The 14784-nt window shown below is 66.3% G+C and carries 14 protein-coding genes; 4 read left to right on the top strand and 10 right to left on the bottom strand.

Annotated elements, in window-relative coordinates; all coding sequences use genetic code 11:
• The 8 genes from EKH81_RS15325 to lysA all read right to left on the bottom strand — a co-directional run.
• Positions 1 to 540: D-alanyl-D-alanine carboxypeptidase (locus EKH81_RS15325; protein ID WP_202935167.1), on the bottom strand; the 540-nt coding region annotated here is incomplete at its 3' end.
• Positions 537 to 1826: an ABC transporter ATP-binding protein gene (locus tag EKH81_RS15320; RefSeq protein WP_132058841.1), complete on the bottom strand. Its 1290-nt coding sequence runs from the start codon at positions 1824 to 1826 to the stop codon at positions 537 to 539. The genes EKH81_RS15320 and EKH81_RS15325, both read right to left, overlap by 4 nt.
• Positions 1823 to 2863: an ABC transporter ATP-binding protein gene (locus tag EKH81_RS15315; RefSeq protein WP_132058840.1), complete on the bottom strand. Its 1041-nt coding sequence runs from the start codon at positions 2861 to 2863 to the stop codon at positions 1823 to 1825. The genes EKH81_RS15320 and EKH81_RS15315 overlap by 4 nt, the downstream gene beginning before the upstream one ends.
• Complete coding sequence (locus tag EKH81_RS15310) at positions 2863 to 3903, bottom strand: ABC transporter permease (protein ID WP_238392207.1); 1041 nt, start codon at positions 3901 to 3903, stop codon at positions 2863 to 2865. Before EKH81_RS15310 ends, EKH81_RS15315 begins: the two co-directional genes overlap by 1 nt.
• A 9-nt stretch (positions 3904 to 3912) precedes the next feature.
• Positions 3913 to 4863, bottom strand: a complete 951-nt coding sequence (locus tag EKH81_RS15305) for an ABC transporter permease (RefSeq protein WP_132058839.1) — start codon at positions 4861 to 4863, stop codon at positions 3913 to 3915.
• Positions 4864 to 4930: 67 nt separating this feature from the next.
• A complete protein-coding gene (locus EKH81_RS15300) occupies positions 4931 to 6661 on the bottom strand; it encodes an ABC transporter substrate-binding protein (protein ID WP_132058838.1) in 1731 nt (576 codons plus the stop codon).
• A gap of 86 nt (positions 6662 to 6747) precedes the next feature.
• Entirely contained in the window at positions 6748 to 7239 is a 492-nt protein-coding gene (locus EKH81_RS15295; RefSeq protein WP_132058837.1) for a DUF7974 family protein, read from the bottom strand.
• A gap of 26 nt (positions 7240 to 7265) precedes the next feature.
• The gene (gene lysA / locus EKH81_RS15290) at positions 7266 to 8549 is read right to left on the bottom strand and encodes a diaminopimelate decarboxylase (protein WP_132058836.1); all 1284 of its coding nucleotides are present in this window, start codon (positions 8547 to 8549) and stop codon (positions 7266 to 7268) included.
• Positions 8550 to 8684: 135 nt separating this feature from the next.
• Here lysA and EKH81_RS15285 point away from each other — a divergent pair, with 135 nt between their 5' ends.
• The 3 genes from EKH81_RS15285 to EKH81_RS15275 all read left to right on the top strand — a co-directional run bounded on the left by EKH81_RS15285 (position 8685) and on the right by EKH81_RS15275 (position 11912).
• Positions 8685 to 9779 (top strand): M42 family metallopeptidase, encoded by a 1095-nt coding sequence (locus EKH81_RS15285; protein WP_132058835.1) that lies wholly within the window; start codon positions 8685 to 8687, stop codon positions 9777 to 9779.
• Positions 9776 to 10639 carry a serine hydrolase gene (locus EKH81_RS15280; RefSeq protein WP_132058834.1) on the top strand — a complete coding sequence of 288 codons (864 nt, stop codon included), beginning with the start codon at positions 9776 to 9778 and terminating at the stop codon, positions 10637 to 10639. Before EKH81_RS15285 ends, EKH81_RS15280 begins: the two co-directional genes overlap by 4 nt.
• 67 nt (positions 10640 to 10706) lie before the next feature.
• The gene (locus tag EKH81_RS15275; protein WP_132058833.1) at positions 10707 to 11912 is read left to right on the top strand and encodes an inorganic phosphate transporter; all 1206 of its coding nucleotides are present in this window, start codon (positions 10707 to 10709) and stop codon (positions 11910 to 11912) included.
• Positions 11913 to 11937: 25 nt separating this feature from the next.
• Here EKH81_RS15275 and EKH81_RS15270 read toward each other — a convergent pair whose 3' ends face one another.
• Both EKH81_RS15270 and EKH81_RS15265 read right to left on the bottom strand, forming a co-directional pair.
• Entirely contained in the window at positions 11938 to 12375 is a 438-nt protein-coding gene (locus EKH81_RS15270) for a universal stress protein (protein WP_132058832.1), read from the bottom strand.
• 88 nt (positions 12376 to 12463) lie between these two features.
• Positions 12464 to 13693: an ABC transporter substrate-binding protein gene (locus tag EKH81_RS15265; protein WP_132058831.1), complete on the bottom strand. Its 1230-nt coding sequence runs from the start codon at positions 13691 to 13693 to the stop codon at positions 12464 to 12466.
• A 172-nt stretch (positions 13694 to 13865) separates the two neighbouring features.
• Here EKH81_RS15265 and EKH81_RS15260 point away from each other — a divergent pair, with 172 nt between their 5' ends.
• Positions 13866 to 14729 carry an ArsR/SmtB family transcription factor gene (locus EKH81_RS15260; protein WP_162224645.1) on the top strand — a complete coding sequence of 288 codons (864 nt, stop codon included), beginning with the start codon at positions 13866 to 13868 and terminating at the stop codon, positions 14727 to 14729.
• Positions 14730 to 14784: the final 55 nt, after the last annotated feature.

The raw sequence follows: 14784 nt of genomic DNA, 5'->3' as shown, positions 1-14784 counted from the left end.
GGCCCCGCCCCCGCCCCACGAATCGCTCTCAAACTCTGGCCCGGAAATCTCGACCGTGAGGAGGTTCTTTTCGAGCGCGATTGCGGTGCTTCTGGCTCCGTAGTAGTATCGCTGGTCGCCCCACGTCCACCCCGGACCGAGTTGGCCGTCGCCGAATCGGCTCGCGTCGAGCAGCAGGTCGCCCCGGATTTCGTCGAACTCCGCGCCGACGCTCCCGGCGAGTTCGGCGAGGTCGTCGCGGTCGAGGTCGGGGTGGCCCGACCCCACCACCACGAGGTCGCCGTCGAGACGCGACGCGTCTCGACGGCTATCGCTCGGACCCGATTCGAGCGACCCGTACCCCTCGACGCGGGTCTCGAATCGGTAGTCGGGACCGAGCGCGTCGAGCGCGAGCGCCGAGGTAATCAGCTTCGTGTTCGACGCGGGCGCGAGCGCCCGGTCGGGGTCGTGGCTCGCGAGGACTGTACCGTCCTCGTCGCGCGCGAGCGCCGAGACGCTCGCGCCCTCCAAGTCGGTGAGGTGGTCGATTGGGTCGGTCACCACTCGAACGCCTCGCGCTCGTCGGCCGGGAGGTGACACGCGGAGTGGTGTGTCGGTCCCGAAATCTGCTCCAATTCGGGTTTCACCGAATCGCAGGGCGACTCGTGGGCTTCGAGCGATTCGAGCGCCCCGTTCCACTCGCCCTTCTGGGCGGCTTCGACCGCGTTCAGGACCGCCCGGCGCGCATCGCCGGGGAGGTTCCGGTCGAAGTACGACTCGACCACGACCTCGGGCGACCCGTCGGCGTCGAGGTCTCGGGCGACCACGTCGTCCCTGAACTCAGCGAACTCGGCGTAGCCCTCCTCAGTGAAGCCGTCGGGCAGGACGAACGCCGGACACCGGGTGTGGAACTTACACCCCGACGGCGGATTGGTCGGACTCGGCACGTCGCCCTTCAACTCCGCGACCACGCCGGTCGTGTCGGGATTCGGGTTCGGCACCGCGTCGAGGAGCGACCGCGTGTAGGGGTGGTGGGGTTCGGTGAACAACTGCTCGGTCGGCCCTGTCTCCACGAAGTCGCCGACGTACATCACCGCGACTCGGTCGGCCATGTTCCGGATGACCCCGAGGTCGTGAGTGATGAACAGGTACGTCAGGCCGTACTCGTCCTGCAGGTCGTTCATCAGACTGAGAATCTGGGCCTGCACCGACATGTCCAGCCCGCTGACCGGCTCGTCGGCGATAACGAGGTCCGGATTGATGGACAGCGCCCGCGCGAGGTTGATGCGCTGGCGCTGGCCGCCCGAGAACTCGTGGGGGTACCGACCGTAGTAATCGCTCTCCAGTCCGACCTGTTCGAGCAGTTCCATCGCGCGGCTCTCGCGCTCTTCTTTGGGTCGGCCCGCGGCTTCGAGGGGGTCGGCGATTATCTCGCCCACCTTCCGGCGGGGGTTCAGACTACTCATCGGGTCCTGAAACACCATCTGGACGTTCTCGCGGAACCACCGCTCGTCCTCCTTGTCGAACTCGGTCACGTCCCGGCCGTCGAACCGAATTATTCCATCGGTCGGGTCTTCGAGACCGACCACTGTCCGGGCGAGCGTGGACTTTCCGCACCCGGACTCGCCGACGACGCCGAGCGTCTCGCCCGCGTGGAGGTCGAAGTTCACGCCGTCCACTGCCTTCACGCTCGAATCGTCCACGGTGAACGGCAGGCCGTCCCGACTCCGGTCGAACTTGATGGAGTCGAGGACACCGGTGTTGACCGGGAAGTGGGTCTTCAGTCCCTCGACGCTGAGCAGGGCTTGGTCGGCGTCCTCGCGGCGGCGCTCGACGGTCGAACTCATCGGTCACCTCCGGTCCCGCCGACGCCCGTTCCGGGTCGCCCCGTCTCGTGGAGCTTGGGGTCGCCGTCGCCGCCATCGCCGTAGTGCAGACACGCCGCGTCGTGGTCGGGTCCCACGTCGAATCGCGGGGGTTCGCCCCGCGAGCAGTCCTCGAACGCGACCGGACACCGGGTTCGGTACCGGCATCCAGACGGCGGGTGAATCGCGCTCGGCATCGACCCCTCGATGGGGTCCAAGTCCTCGGTTCGGCGGTCGGCGCTCACCGTCGAGCGCAGGAGCGCCTGCGTGTAGGGGTGCTTGGGATTCCGGTACAGCTCCTCGTAGGGCGCGCTCTCGGCGATTTCGCCGAGGTACATCACCGAGACGCGGTCGCACACCTCCCGGACCACCCCGAGGTCGTGGGTCACGTATATCATGCTCGTGTCGTACTTCGTCTTGATGTCGTCGAACAGGTCGAGAATCTGGGCCTGAATCGTCACGTCAAGCGCGGTGGTCGGCTCGTCGGCGATGATGAGGTCGGGTTCACAGGACAGCGCCATCGCGATGAGCGCGCGCTGTTGCATCCCGCCCGAGAACTCGTGGGGGTACTGGTCGGCGCGCTCGGCGGGGTCGGGAATCCCGACGTCGTCGAGCAGTTCGACCGCCCGAGACCACGCCGCCTCGTGGGTCACGTCGCGGTGGTGCTCGATGATTTCGGAAATCTGAGTTCCGACCGTGAACACCGGATTCAGCGCGGACATCGGGTCCTGGAAGATAACCGAGATTTCGGTGCCCCGGACCTGATTCCGAAGCTGAGCTTCGGAGTACTCCGTGAGGTCGTCGCCCTTGAATCGGACCGAACCGTCCACGACGTGGCCCGGCGGCCGAATCAGGCCGAGCAGGCTCTTGACCGCGACGGACTTGCCAGCCCCGGATTCGCCGACGAGACCGAGCGTCTCGCCGCGCTCGACTTCGAAGCTCACGCCGTCCACGGCCTGTACGATTCCCTCTTCGGTGTAGAAGTACGTTCTCAGGTCTTCGACTTCGAGTAGCGCCATCAGTCGTCACCTCCGTCCTGCAGGTCGATGTTGGGACTCGTCGGGTCGTCCACGGCCGTCTGCGTGCGGGTGCCCGAGTCGTCGGCACCCGGAACCGGCAGATTGTCTTCGTCGTAGCTGTTCTTGAGCGAGGTCTTGGGGTCCATCGCGTCGCGCAGACCGTCGCCGAGCATGTTGAACCCCATCACGGTCAGGAATATCATCAGGCCGGGGAACGCCGCGACCCACGGCGCGATGAGCAGCGCCTCCTGGGCCGTGTTGAGCATCCGGCCCCACGACGCGGTCGGGGGCTGGACGCCGAATCCGAGGAACGACAGCGCGGCCGCGCCGATGATGACGCCCCCGAGCGAGAGGGTCGCCTGCACCAGCACCGCGGCGAAGCCGTTCGGGATGATTTCGCGCAGGAGAATCTTGTAGGTCGGAAGCCCCGCGGCGCGGGCGGCGTCCACGTACTCCTCCTCGCGGATGGACAGCACCTCAGAACGCATCACCCGCGCGTACGCGGGGATGCCGATGATGCCGTAGGCGAAAAAGAGGTTGTAGATGCTCGCGCCCATGATGGCCATCAGCGTCATCGCCAGCACGAGACCCGGAATCGAGTACAGCACCTCGATGAGTCGCATCAGCACGTCGTCGGTGTAGCCGCCGCTGTACGCGGCGAACGCCCCGATGAGGACGCCGCCGACGAACGAGATGCCGACCGCGATGAGACCGATGGCGAGCGCGATTCGGCTCCCGTAGATGACGCGAGCGAACACGTCTCTGCCGAACTGGTCGGTGCCCATCGGGTGCGAGGCCGACGGCGGGGCGTAGGCGTTTATCTGGTCCATCTCGTGGGGGTCGGCGAGCAGCGCGGTGATGAGCTGTTTGTCGAACACGTACAGGTCGATAGTCGAGAACAGCCCCATCCCGATGAGGATGGCGACGATGAACCCGCCCGACACCGCCGTCGGACTGTACCGTAGCTCCTTGAGCGTCGCGACGATTCCGCTTTCGGCTTCGAACTCGGTGTTCGTGGCGGTCGAACTTTCCGAACTCATGATTTGTCCTCAGTCATATCTGATTCTCGGGTCGATGTAGGCGTACGCGAGGTCGGTCAGCAGGACTCCTATCAGGAACAGCACGGCGAAGAAGATGTTGAGGCCGATGATGATGCCGTAGTCCTGGTCGAGCAGTCCGTTGTAACCGAGCCGTCCCATGCCGGGGATGGCGAATATCTGTTCGACGACCACGCTCCCGTCGAGCAGGAACGAAAGCTGGAGTCCGATGATGGTGATGAGCGGCAACAGCGCGTTCCGGAACGCGTGCCGGAGCAGGATGCGTCGCTCGGGCAGGCCGAACGCACGCGCGGTCTCGACGTAGTCCTGCGATAGCTCCTCGACCATGCTCGAACGCGTCATTCGCATGAGGGTCGCGGTCTGTGCGGTCGCGAGCGTGAGTATCGGCAGCACGAGGTGTCTCGCGGACGCGACGGGGTCTTCCAACGGGGAGACGTACCCCGACGCCGGGAAGATGCTGAACTCGTAGGACAGCAGGAATATCAGCATCAGGCCGAGCCAGAAGTTCGGCGTCGAGAGGCCGGCGAGTCCGAGGAACCGCGAGACGTGGTCGCCCATCCGGTTGTGCCGGGCGGCCGCGTACACGCCCAACAGCAGGGCGGTCGGGAGCGCGATGAGGTACGACACGCCCATCAGCACCACCGTCGGTCCCATCCGTTCGAGCATCAGTTCCATGACCGGGCGGTTTCGGGTGAACGATTCACCGATGTTGCCTTGGAGCAGTCGCCAGAGGTAATCGAGGTACTGTTTCCAGAGCGGCTGGTCGAAGCCGTACTGGCGTATCAGTTCGTCGGCGAGCTGTTGGCTCGGGCTCACGCCGAGAAGTATCCGGACTGGATTCCCCGGCATGGAGTGAACCATCACGAACGTGAGCGTGAACACTCCGAACAGAACCGGAATAATCTGCAGTAGTCTCCGTATCGTGTATCTGTACAAACTCATGTGTCTCAGTTCGTTCGGCGGTTGCTCTTCATTTCCGTCTACAATTTATAATGGGGTGGTCGAGACGCTACTCTTGGATGTAGGCGTTCGACCAGTAGTTACAGAGCGGCTGGGACGCGAACTGACTCGGCTCGTAGTCCTGCACGCTCGAACTCCACGCCACTGCGCTCTGCTCCGAGAACGCCGGGATGTGGGGGTACTTCGACTGCCACGTTTCGGCGATGTCGATGTACATCTCGCGGCGCTCGTCCTGGTCCACGATTTCGCGGGCGTCGCGTATCTTCTGGTCCACGTCCTGTAGCTCGTCGGAGTCTTCCGCCTGGTAGAGGAAGCCAGCCGACGCGTTGCCCTCGACGCCGTCGTTCAGGCCGCCCTCGTCGTTGCGGAGGTCGCGGAACAGGTAGTAGAAGAACCCGTCGGGGTCCTGACCGCCGGACCAGCCGTAGATGTTCACGTCGTACTCGCCCGAATCGAGCTCCTCGAGCCACTGGCCGGTGGTGACCTCTTTGACCTCGGCGTCCACGCCGATTTCGTTGAGCTGGTTCTGGAGGATAATCGCCATGTTCTTGAACTTCGAACTGGCGAGCGACGAGATGGTTATCGTCTTCCCGAAGCCGTCGCCGTAGCCCGCTTCGTCGAGCAGGCTCTGGGCCTGTTCGTGGTCCTGTTCGGGGTAGTACTCGTCGCGCCACTCCTCCCACGGGAAGTCCCAGCTCTCGTTGACGCCCTGGGGCATGAAGCCGTAGGACTGCTTGCCGAGTTCGCCCGTGGTCGAACTGATAATCTCCTCGTAGTCCACGAGGTACTGCATCGCTTCGCGCACCCGAACGTCGTCGAACGGCTCGCGCATCGAGTTGAAGATGAGCCCGTTGTAGTCGAACTGCGAGAGCCGCTTCATCTCGACGCCGCTCTCGGACTGTGCCCGACCGAGCAGATTCTTCGGCACCGACGCTTGGTGGGCACCGCCGGTCGCGAGTTCGACGTACTGGACCTCTGCCTCCGGGATGATGCGCTGACGGATGCCGTCGAGGTTCGGCTCGTGGACGAAGTAGTCCTCGTACTTCGTGAGCGCGACGTGCGAGGACGACGACTGTTCTTCGAACTGGAACGGCCCCGTCCCGACCGGGTTCTCTCCGAACTCGTCGGGGCCCTGCTCGTCGGCGATGGCCTTCGGGACGACAGCGGCCTGCATGCCCGCGAGCGTCAACTGGAACAGCGCGAACGGATTGTTGAGGTGGAACGTCGCCTCGTAGTCGCCCGACGCCTCGACTTCGTCGATGAAGTCGAGGTTGGCGCGGTTCGGCGAGGCGTTGTCGGAGTCGAGAATCCAGTTTATCGAGTAGGCAACGTCTTCGGCGGTGAGTTCCGACCCGTCGTGGAACGTCACGCCCTCTTCGAGCGGGATGACGTACGTGGTCTCGTCCTCCTGCTGGGGCTGGTCCGACGCGAGGTGGGGCTGGAACTCCGACCCGTCGGGGCTCATGACGTAGAGCGTGTCGAACACGTAGTGGAGGAAGTCGTTCACCCACGCGAGTTCGTTCATCCGGGGGTCGAGCGTCGGCGCGTCTTCGGCGGTCGTCCCGATGAAGGTGCCGCCCTGCCCGCCGGAGGAGTCGTCGCCGCTCTCGCTCGCGGTCGTTTCACTGCCGTCGTCGCTTGCGGTCGTTCCGGACGGTCCCTCGGTGGTCGCGTCCTGGTCGTCGGTACCTCCCGAGCAGCCAGCGAGCAGCGTCCCGCCCAGCAGGCCGGAAGTCGCGAGGAACTTTCTTCTGTCGATTGTGGAGCGTTTGTCACTCATGGTTTTGTCTACGGTCTGTACGTACCGTGATGTCGAATAGCAAGGAGAATGGGGGTAAATAAGTGAGCCCTATCATACTAGTGTCCCTATCGCGACTCCACGACGCGGACCTCACAGCGGTCGTAGAGGCCGCGCTGCTCCCACTTCTCGGCCGCGAAGTACCCCGTAAACTGGTGGGTTCCCGGGCGCGCGACCCAGACGTTTCCGTCGGTGTCCGACCGACGGATTCGGCCGTCCCACACCGCCGCGAACTCGCGGCGCTCTCTCCGGCCGAACGTTACCGGCCGGGTGGCCTCGGGCGGTTCGAACCCTCGCTCGTCGGCCTCGGGCGCATCGTCCACGCGCCACCCCCAGACCTGCGGCGTGGGGAGCGTCACCGACACCGTGGCTGGCAGTCGATTTCTGACCGTGACGACGAACCGGGCAGGCTCGCCGACCGTCACCGTCTCGGGTCCCCGGACCTCGACCGCGAGCGCGCGGAGCGCGACCGGGTCGGGAACGAGTCCCGCGAGCCACCGTCCGACCCCGCCTCCGCTACCCGTTTCGAGTCCGCCGCCGGACGTGGGAAGCCGTCGCATTCGCGCTGACTTCGAACGCCCCCGACTCAACGCTTTCGCTCCCGGAGGTCGGCGGGAACGCGGTCGTTTCCGAACACGTCGGCGCACGTCTCGCGCTCCCGAATCGTCTCGACTTCGCCCGACTCGCGGACCAGCGCGACCGCGGGCTTGGGTTCGGCGTTGGTGTGGCTCGCGCTCCCGAGCGAGTAGGCTCCGATGCGGTCGATTGCGAGCACGTCCCCGCGTTCGAGTTCGGGCAGGGCGACGCCCTCCTGAATCACGTCGCCGGTGTAACACAGCGGTCCCGCCACGTCGTACTCGGTGGTCGGTTCGGCGTCCGAAACCGCGTAAATCGGGTACGGCCAGTGGGAGGAAACCGCGTTCGTTCCGGCGTCGAGAACCGCGAAGGTCGCGTGGGGCGTCTCCTTGCGGACGCCCACCTCAGCGAGCAGGGTGCCCGAGTTCCCGACGAGTCGCCTACCGGGTTCGACGAACAGCGTCGGTTCCGCGAGGTCGTGGGCGGCCGCCGACTCCCGAACCGCGTCGGCCATCGTCGCCACGATTGCGTCGGTCTCCGGAACCGCCTCGTCGTAGGGCACCGGAAAGCCGCCGCCGAGGTCGAGCACGTCGATTTCGACGCCGGTCTCGTCGCGCACGGTCGCCGCAAATGCGAGCATCTCGCGGGCCGCGACCGCGTAGGGTTCGACGCCGCGAATCTGGCTCCCGACGTGCAACTGGACGCCCGCGAGTTCGACCTCGGGAGCGTCGGCGGCCGCTCGCGCGACCGTGAGCGCCCGCCCCGATTCGATGTCGAGACCGAACTTGCTCTCGCGGGTCGCGGTCGCCACGTCGGGGTGTGTGGGGACCTCCATCGCGGGGTTCCCCCGAATCAGCACCTTCGGCCGTCGCTCGGGTTCGACTGTTCCGACCGCCTCGCGAATCTTCTCCAACTCGGTCGCGTTGTCCACGAGGAACTGCTCGACGCCCGCATCGAGCGCGCGCTCCACGTCGTCGGTCGGGCGATTCATCCCGGTCAACAGCACGTCGGCGGGGTCGAACCCCGCGGCCTGTGTCGCCGAGAGTTCACACCGGGCGTAGGCTTCGGCGTGACACCCCTCGTCGCGGAGGACCGACAGCACGCCGAGGTTGTAGTTCGATTTCACCGCGAAGTGAATCTCGGAATCCGGGTAGTGGTCGTCGAGCGCCGACCGGACCTCGCGGTAGTTTCGCCGAAGGTCTTCCTCCCAAAAGGCGTAGACTGGCGTGTCGAACTCCGAGAGGAGCGAATTGGCGTGGCTGAGAAGCCGGGATTTTCGCGCGGAAACGTCCATACGGAGGGGAGGTGGAAGGTGGGTAAAAACGGTTGTCCTAGCATCCGGGGGGTGTCGATGGGCCGTCGAACCACCTCCGGCAGCGTGCGAGTCGTTCCCGAGAAATTATCCCCTTCCGACGAGACGTGCCACGAGATGACCGACCCTGCAATCGACTTCGAAGACCTCGAACGACTCGTCGCGGCGCGCGGACCGCCGGGCGCGGAGTACCCCGTCGCGGACGAATTTGCCGACCTCGTCGAACCCTACGTCGATTCGGTATCGTACGACGAGATGGGGAACGTCGTCGCCACCAGCGAGGGCGACCCCGACGCGCCCGAACTCATGCTCGCGGCCCACACCGACGAACTCGCGATGCTCGTGGACGGCGTCACCGACGACGGCTTTCTGGAGTACACGATGCTCGGCGGCCACTACAAGGGGAACTTCCCCGGCCAGCAGGTCCGAGTCGGGCCCGACGGCGTGCCGGGTGTCATCGGCCCCAAGTCCCGCCACCTGATGAGCGACGACGAGAAGGAGTCGCTCGCCGAGAATCTGGTCGTTGACGTGGGCGCGACCACCCGCGAGGGGGTCGCCGACCTGAACATAGAACCCGGCGACCACGCGACGTGGGACCGCGAGGTGACGCGACTCGCCAACGACCTAATCGCGGGCCGGGCGCTCGACGACCGGGTCGAACTCGCGATGCTCCTCGCGCTCGCTCGAAGCGAGGCGGCGGCCGACGACCCGGCGGACGCCACGATTCACTACGTCGCCACGGTGCAGGAGGAGGTCGGCCTCCGGGGGGCGCGCGCCGCGGGGTACTCCGTCAATCCCGACGTGGCTATCGCGCTCGACATCTTCCCGGCCGACGACTACCCCGCTGGCGGCGACGACGGCCCCGGCGTCGAACTCGACGCCGGACCCGTGGTGGAGTTCGGCGACGGCACCTCCGAGTACCTGTTCAACGGCGTGCTGGTGGACCGCCAGACCCGGACGTGGCTGACCGACGCCGCCGAGGCCCGCGATATCGACGTTCAGCACGCGGTCATGATTCGCGGGACGACCGACGCCACCGAACTCCAGCAAGTCCGGGGCGGCAGACACGCCGGGGCCGTCGGGGTTCCGTGTCGGTACACCCACTCGCCGGTCGAGACGCTCTCGCTCGCCGACGCGAACGAGGCGACCGAACTGCTCGCTGAGGCGATTCGGACCGAGTTCCCCGGCCGCGAGGAGGTGCGTCGAGGATGAGGCCCGACCGCGCGCCAATCGAGACCGAATCGGACCTCGTCGCCCACCTCGACTCGTACGCCGAGAAACTCGACGGTCGCCTCGGCGTCTTTCTGGGCTTTCCGCGCGGACCCGACGACTTCGATGTCGTTTACCGCGCGAACGCCGACGAGACGTTCACCAGCGCGAGCGTTATCAAAATCGCCATCCTCTACGCGCTCTACGAGAAGTACGACGGGAATCTCGCCGAACTGGACCGACCGCGCGAAATCGCGCCGGAAAACCGAGTCGCCGGGAGCGGTCTGTTTCACCTCCTCTCGGACCCCCGGCCGTCGCTCGACGACCTCGCGCGGGCGATGATTTCCATCAGTGACAACGCCGCGACCAACGAACTCATCGACGAGGTTGGAATGGAGCGCGTCGAAGACGCCGCGAGCCGAATCGGCATGGACGACACCCGCCTCCGGCGGAAGATGATGGCGACCCTCGGCGACAACGACCTCGAAATCACCGGTGAGTGGCCCGAGGGCGAACCCGCGAACGCGACCACTCCCGCCGACTGCGCTCGCTTTTTCGCCGACCTCGTCCACGAGGCGACCCTCTCGTCGGACGCCTACGACCGAATGACGGTCCCGCTCGCCGAGCAGAAGTACACCGGGTCGTTCCCGCGCTACCTCCCGTTCGAGACGACCGTCGCTCACAAGACCGGGTCGGTCCCGAGCGCGGCGCTCGACGCGGGGTACGTCTCGATTTCCGATTCTGAAACGCCGCTGGTCTTCGCGGTCTTCGCCGACGAACTCGAAGCCGGGGCGGACGGCTCCGACGCTATCGCCGAAATCGGCGATGGCGTCTACGAGTGGCTGACGGAGCGAACGGCGTAGCTCTGCAGTCCATACTCTGCCGTGTCACACCGAACGTCCTTTCCCACTGGTGAATCAACCGATAGATATGTCGGGCCTCGTGGTGGTCGTGCTCGCCGTGGTCGCGGGACTCGCGCTCGCGTGGGCGCTCGGCGCGAGCAGCACGTCGCCGCCGCTCGCGCCCGCGGTGGCCGTGAACGCGGTCCCGGTGATGCGCGCCGCGGTTCTGGTCGGCGTCTTCGCATCGCTCGGAGCCGTCGCGCAGGGCGGGAGCGTCTCCGCGACGGTCGGCGAGGACCTCGTTCGCGGCGTCGAACTCACGCCGCTCGCGTCGGCGGTCGGTCTCCTCACCGCGGCGATATTCATCGCCATCGGGGTCGTGACGGGCTACCCCATCCCGGCGGCGTTCGCGACTACGGGCGCGGTCGTCGGCGTCGGTCTCGGTCTCGGAGGCGACCCCGCGATGGGAACGTACCGCCAGCTCGCGACGTTCTGGCTGCTCGTCCCGCCGCTCGGGGTCGCCATCTCGTTCACCACGGCGTGGATACTGCGCCACGACGCGGTTCCGACCGAGTGGGCCGTCTCGGGCCTCGCCGGACTCGTCGGCGTTCTCCTCGCGAACGTCTCGCTCACCGTCGTCCCCGTGCCGTCGGGCGAGCGACCGACGCTTGCGAACGCGGCCGCGGCGAGTATACCGCTCGGTCCACCGCTTGCCGGAGGTGGTCCACCCGACCTCCTCACGCTCGTGGTCTCGCTCGCTCTCGGTGGTGCGCTGTTCGGCGGCGTGTACGCGATGGCTCGCGAATCGGTGGACCGAGCGGTACGTCGGTTCCTCCTCGGTCTCGGCGCGCTCGTGTCGTTTTCGAGCGGCGGGAGTCAAATCGGTCTCGCGACGGGTCCGGTCGAACCGCTCACCGGGGGTGCGCTCCCGGTCTCGCCGACCGTCGTCCTACTGGCTGGCGCGGTCGGATTGTTGGCCGGCGCGCTCACCGGCGCGCCCAGAATCCTCCACGCGGTCGCCCGCGAGTACGCCGACCTCGGCTCTCGGCGCTCCATCGCGGCGCTCGTCTCGGCGTTCGTCATCACTCAGACCGGAATTCTGCTCGGCTTTCCCATCTCGCTCAACAACATCATCATTTCGAGCGTCATCGGGAGCGGTCTGGTCGCTGGCACGGACGGCATCTCTGCGCGCAAAATCGGGTTCACCGCGGTCGCGTGGGTCGGTGCGCTGGTCTCGGCGTTCGCGGTCGCGCTCGGCGGCTACACGCTGGTCTCGTCGGCGCTCGGCGCGTGAGCGTGTCCGACCGTCGCTGACGCGGTCACTCCTCGCGGTCGACGTTCACCATCAGCACCGGAACCGACGAGTGTCGCACGACCTTCTCGGCCACGCTTCCGAGCAGCGCGTGTCGGATGCCGGTCCTGCCGTGGGTGCCCATCACTATCAGGTCGATGTCGTTCTCGTCGGCGTACTCTACGATTTTCTCCGAGGCCTTCCCCTCCGCGGTCGCCGTCACCACGTCTCGACCCGCCGCATCGGCCAGGTCGCGAAAGTCGTCGAGCGCGTTCGTCCCGGTCTGCTCGAAGCTCTTGATGACCTCGTCGCGCATCTCCTCTCCGAGTTCGGGGAGTCTTCCCTTGTCCAAGACGTACAGACCGTGGATGGTCGCGTCGTCTCGCTCCGCGACTTCGAGCGCGTGGGGCATGACCTTCTCGATGTGTTCGCTGCCGTCGGTCGGGACGAGGATTCGCTCGTACATGGGCCGCGGTTCTCTCCCTCGGCTGATATATCTTGCCCCTAAAAACATCGTTTCACGCCCCGAAACGCCCGAATTTGTCGAAAACCGCTCAGAAATCGCCGGTGACGATGGCCGCGAGTTCGTCGCGGTCGAACAGTTCGCCCGAGTAGGCGTCGGGGTAGAGCAGTGTCGCGAACCGCTCAGTGAGGAAGAGATTCTGAATGGGACCCTGATAGATGGGACCGCCGCGGTACACGTCTTCGTTCTCGACCGCAGTTAGCTGACTGGCGACATTGTGGCCCTGCATGAACGCCAGCACGGTGTCCTCGAACTCCGCGCGGGTCTTGGTCTCGTGACCCCGGACGAACAGCGTGTCGGGGTCTACTTCGAGCATCGTCTCGTAGTCTATCTGCCCGCGATTCGACTCGCTCAGCCCCTCGACGCCTGTTCCCGAGAGCGCGTCCGAGATGCCGAGGTCGCGGAAGTGCTTCTTGTTGGCCCCCTTGTCGGTGAGCCGATACGGCGAGAACTCCTCGGGTTCGTCCGACGCCGCGAAACACAGCAGTCCGTTCGGGCGGGCGTCGGCGCTCGGGAGGTCGGCCTGTATCTCGGCCACGAAGTCGTCGTGGAACGACGCGAACGCGTCGTACTGGTCCTCCTTTCGGAACACCTGCGCGACCTTCTCGAACGCCTCGTACATCGTGTAGAATCGGTAGTCGTGCCACTCGTCGGTCCGCCGGAAGATGGAGTTGCCGACGAACGGCCCGACCGCGTTCTCGACTTCCTCGATGTCGTCGGCGTCGAGACCGAACGCGTCGTTGCTCACCAGCCATTCGGGGTCGGTGAGGTGAACGTCGTTGTCCACCTCGTAGTAGATTTCCTTGTCGATGCCGCTGTCGCCGACGAGGTCCACGAGGGCGTCTTTGTCCACCGAGACGCCGTCGAGTTCGTCGTAGTAGGACGTGTAGTACCGCGCCTTCTGACCGACCGCCGAGAGGCCGTCGGCCTGCCCGAGCGCCACGCCCATGTCGGCGTAGCCGGGGAAGTACGCCTCCCACGTCTCGGGCACGGCGTCGAAGGTCACGTCGCCGACCGGGGCCATCGAGACGGTGTACGACGACTGCCCCTCGGTCTCGTCCTCCTCGGTCTCGGCTTCCGTCGTCTCCTCGCTCTCGGTCGCGGTCGTCGCCTCGGTCGTCGGGTCCGAACCGCCCGCTTCGGTCGTCTGGTCGTCGGACTCGCCGCCGGTACAGCCAGCGAGCGCCGTCGCGGTGACGCTCGCACCCGCGAGCAGGACGCCGCGGCGCGACAGGTCGCTCGAATCGTCGGTATCTCGCATACTTTTAGGCTCACCTAAATAGTAAAAGGGATTTCGGTTTTAGGCTGGCCTAACAATCTGGCTACAGTTCGACCCGCCGGGCACTCTCCCCGTCTCGGTCGCGGGTCGACCTTCGCTCGGACCCCGACTCCGCAGGGACAAAACTATAACTCGAACGGGAAAACACCGCGGTATGGCTGGCCTGCTCCCCTCCTCTCCGGACCCCTCCGCCGGGGACGGCGGCGACCCTCGCGTCATCGGCGTGGACAGCGAGGACGCCGCCGACCTGCTCGCCGCGCTCCAGTCGGAGACGGCCCGCGAGATTCTGACCGCGCTCTACGACGACCCCGCGAGTCCCTCGGCGCTCGCCGAGACCGCCGACACGTCGATTCAGAACGTCCGGTACCACCTCGAAAAGCTGACCGACGCCGAACTGGTCGAAGTCGCTGACACCGTCTACTCCGAGAAGGGCCGCGAGATGAAAGTGTACGCGCCCGCCGCGAAACCCCTCGTCGTGTTCGCCGGGAGCGACGACGACACGCCGGGCGTCGAGGCCGCGCTCTCGCGACTCCTCGGCGCGCTCGGCATCCTCGGTCTGTCGAGCGTCCTCGTCCAGCGCCTCTTCGGCGGCGGCACGTTCGCTGGCGAGGCCGGTGGTGGGTCCGACGGCGGGGACTTTCAGGGCGAGTCGCTGGACGAGACGACCACCGAGAACGCGAATCTCTCCGGTGGGGACGACACCGGAGCGACCACCGCGGCGGACGGCGACGACAGCGCCACTACTACGGCGGACGGCGACGATAGCGCCACCACCGCGGCGGACGACGGGACCGCCACGGAGGCCGAGACGGTCGAGGAGGCGACCGAAATCGCGACCGAGGAGGCCGACGCCGCCACCACGATTGCCGAGGAGACGACGCAGGCCGCGACCACGGTCGCGGACGCTGGCGGGAGTGCGGACGCGATGGCCGGACTCCCGCCTGGACTCGTCTTCTTTTTAGGCGGCGCGGTCGTCCTCGCCGCGCTCGGTATCGCGTGGTACCTCCGCGCGCGCTGACGCCTGCGCGCAGGCGGGGGCGCGCGCCTGGGACTCGGTGCGGGGCGGGCGCACG

It is taken from the genome of Halorussus amylolyticus (assembly GCF_004143485.2).
Classification (GTDB): Archaea; Halobacteriota; Halobacteria; order Halobacteriales; family Haladaptataceae; genus Halorussus; species Halorussus amylolyticus.
The sequence above is the reverse complement of the archived record's forward strand: the minus strand, read 5'-3'. Positions and strand labels throughout refer to the sequence as shown.

Excerpts from the sequence above, each read along its gene's own strand:
- lysA (WP_132058836.1), bottom strand. The coding sequence starts at position 8,549 with ATGGACGTTTCCGCGCGAAAATCCCGGCTTCTCAGCCACGCCAATTCG.
- EKH81_RS15275 (WP_132058833.1), top strand. The coding sequence starts at position 10,707 with ATGTCGGGCCTCGTGGTGGTCGTGCTCGCCGTGGTCGCGGGACTCGCG.
- EKH81_RS15270 (WP_132058832.1), bottom strand. The coding sequence starts at position 12,375 with ATGTACGAGCGAATCCTCGTCCCGACCGACGGCAGCGAACACATCGAG.
- EKH81_RS15265 (WP_132058831.1), bottom strand. The coding sequence starts at position 13,693 with ATGCGAGATACCGACGATTCGAGCGACCTGTCGCGCCGCGGCGTCCTG.
- EKH81_RS15285 (WP_132058835.1), top strand. The coding sequence starts at position 8,685 with ATGACCGACCCTGCAATCGACTTCGAAGACCTCGAACGACTCGTCGCG.
- EKH81_RS15320 (WP_132058841.1), bottom strand. The coding sequence starts at position 1,826 with ATGAGTTCGACCGTCGAGCGCCGCCGCGAGGACGCCGACCAAGCCCTG.
- EKH81_RS15280 (WP_132058834.1), top strand. The coding sequence starts at position 9,776 with ATGAGGCCCGACCGCGCGCCAATCGAGACCGAATCGGACCTCGTCGCC.
- EKH81_RS15305 (WP_132058839.1), bottom strand. The coding sequence starts at position 4,863 with ATGAGTTTGTACAGATACACGATACGGAGACTACTGCAGATTATTCCG.
- EKH81_RS15310 (WP_238392207.1), bottom strand. The coding sequence starts at position 3,903 with ATGAGTTCGGAAAGTTCGACCGCCACGAACACCGAGTTCGAAGCCGAA.
- EKH81_RS15295 (WP_132058837.1), bottom strand. The coding sequence starts at position 7,239 with ATGCGACGGCTTCCCACGTCCGGCGGCGGACTCGAAACGGGTAGCGGA.
- EKH81_RS15260 (WP_162224645.1), top strand. The coding sequence starts at position 13,866 with ATGGCTGGCCTGCTCCCCTCCTCTCCGGACCCCTCCGCCGGGGACGGC.
- EKH81_RS15315 (WP_132058840.1), bottom strand. The coding sequence starts at position 2,863 with ATGGCGCTACTCGAAGTCGAAGACCTGAGAACGTACTTCTACACCGAA.
- EKH81_RS15300 (WP_132058838.1), bottom strand. The coding sequence starts at position 6,661 with ATGAGTGACAAACGCTCCACAATCGACAGAAGAAAGTTCCTCGCGACT.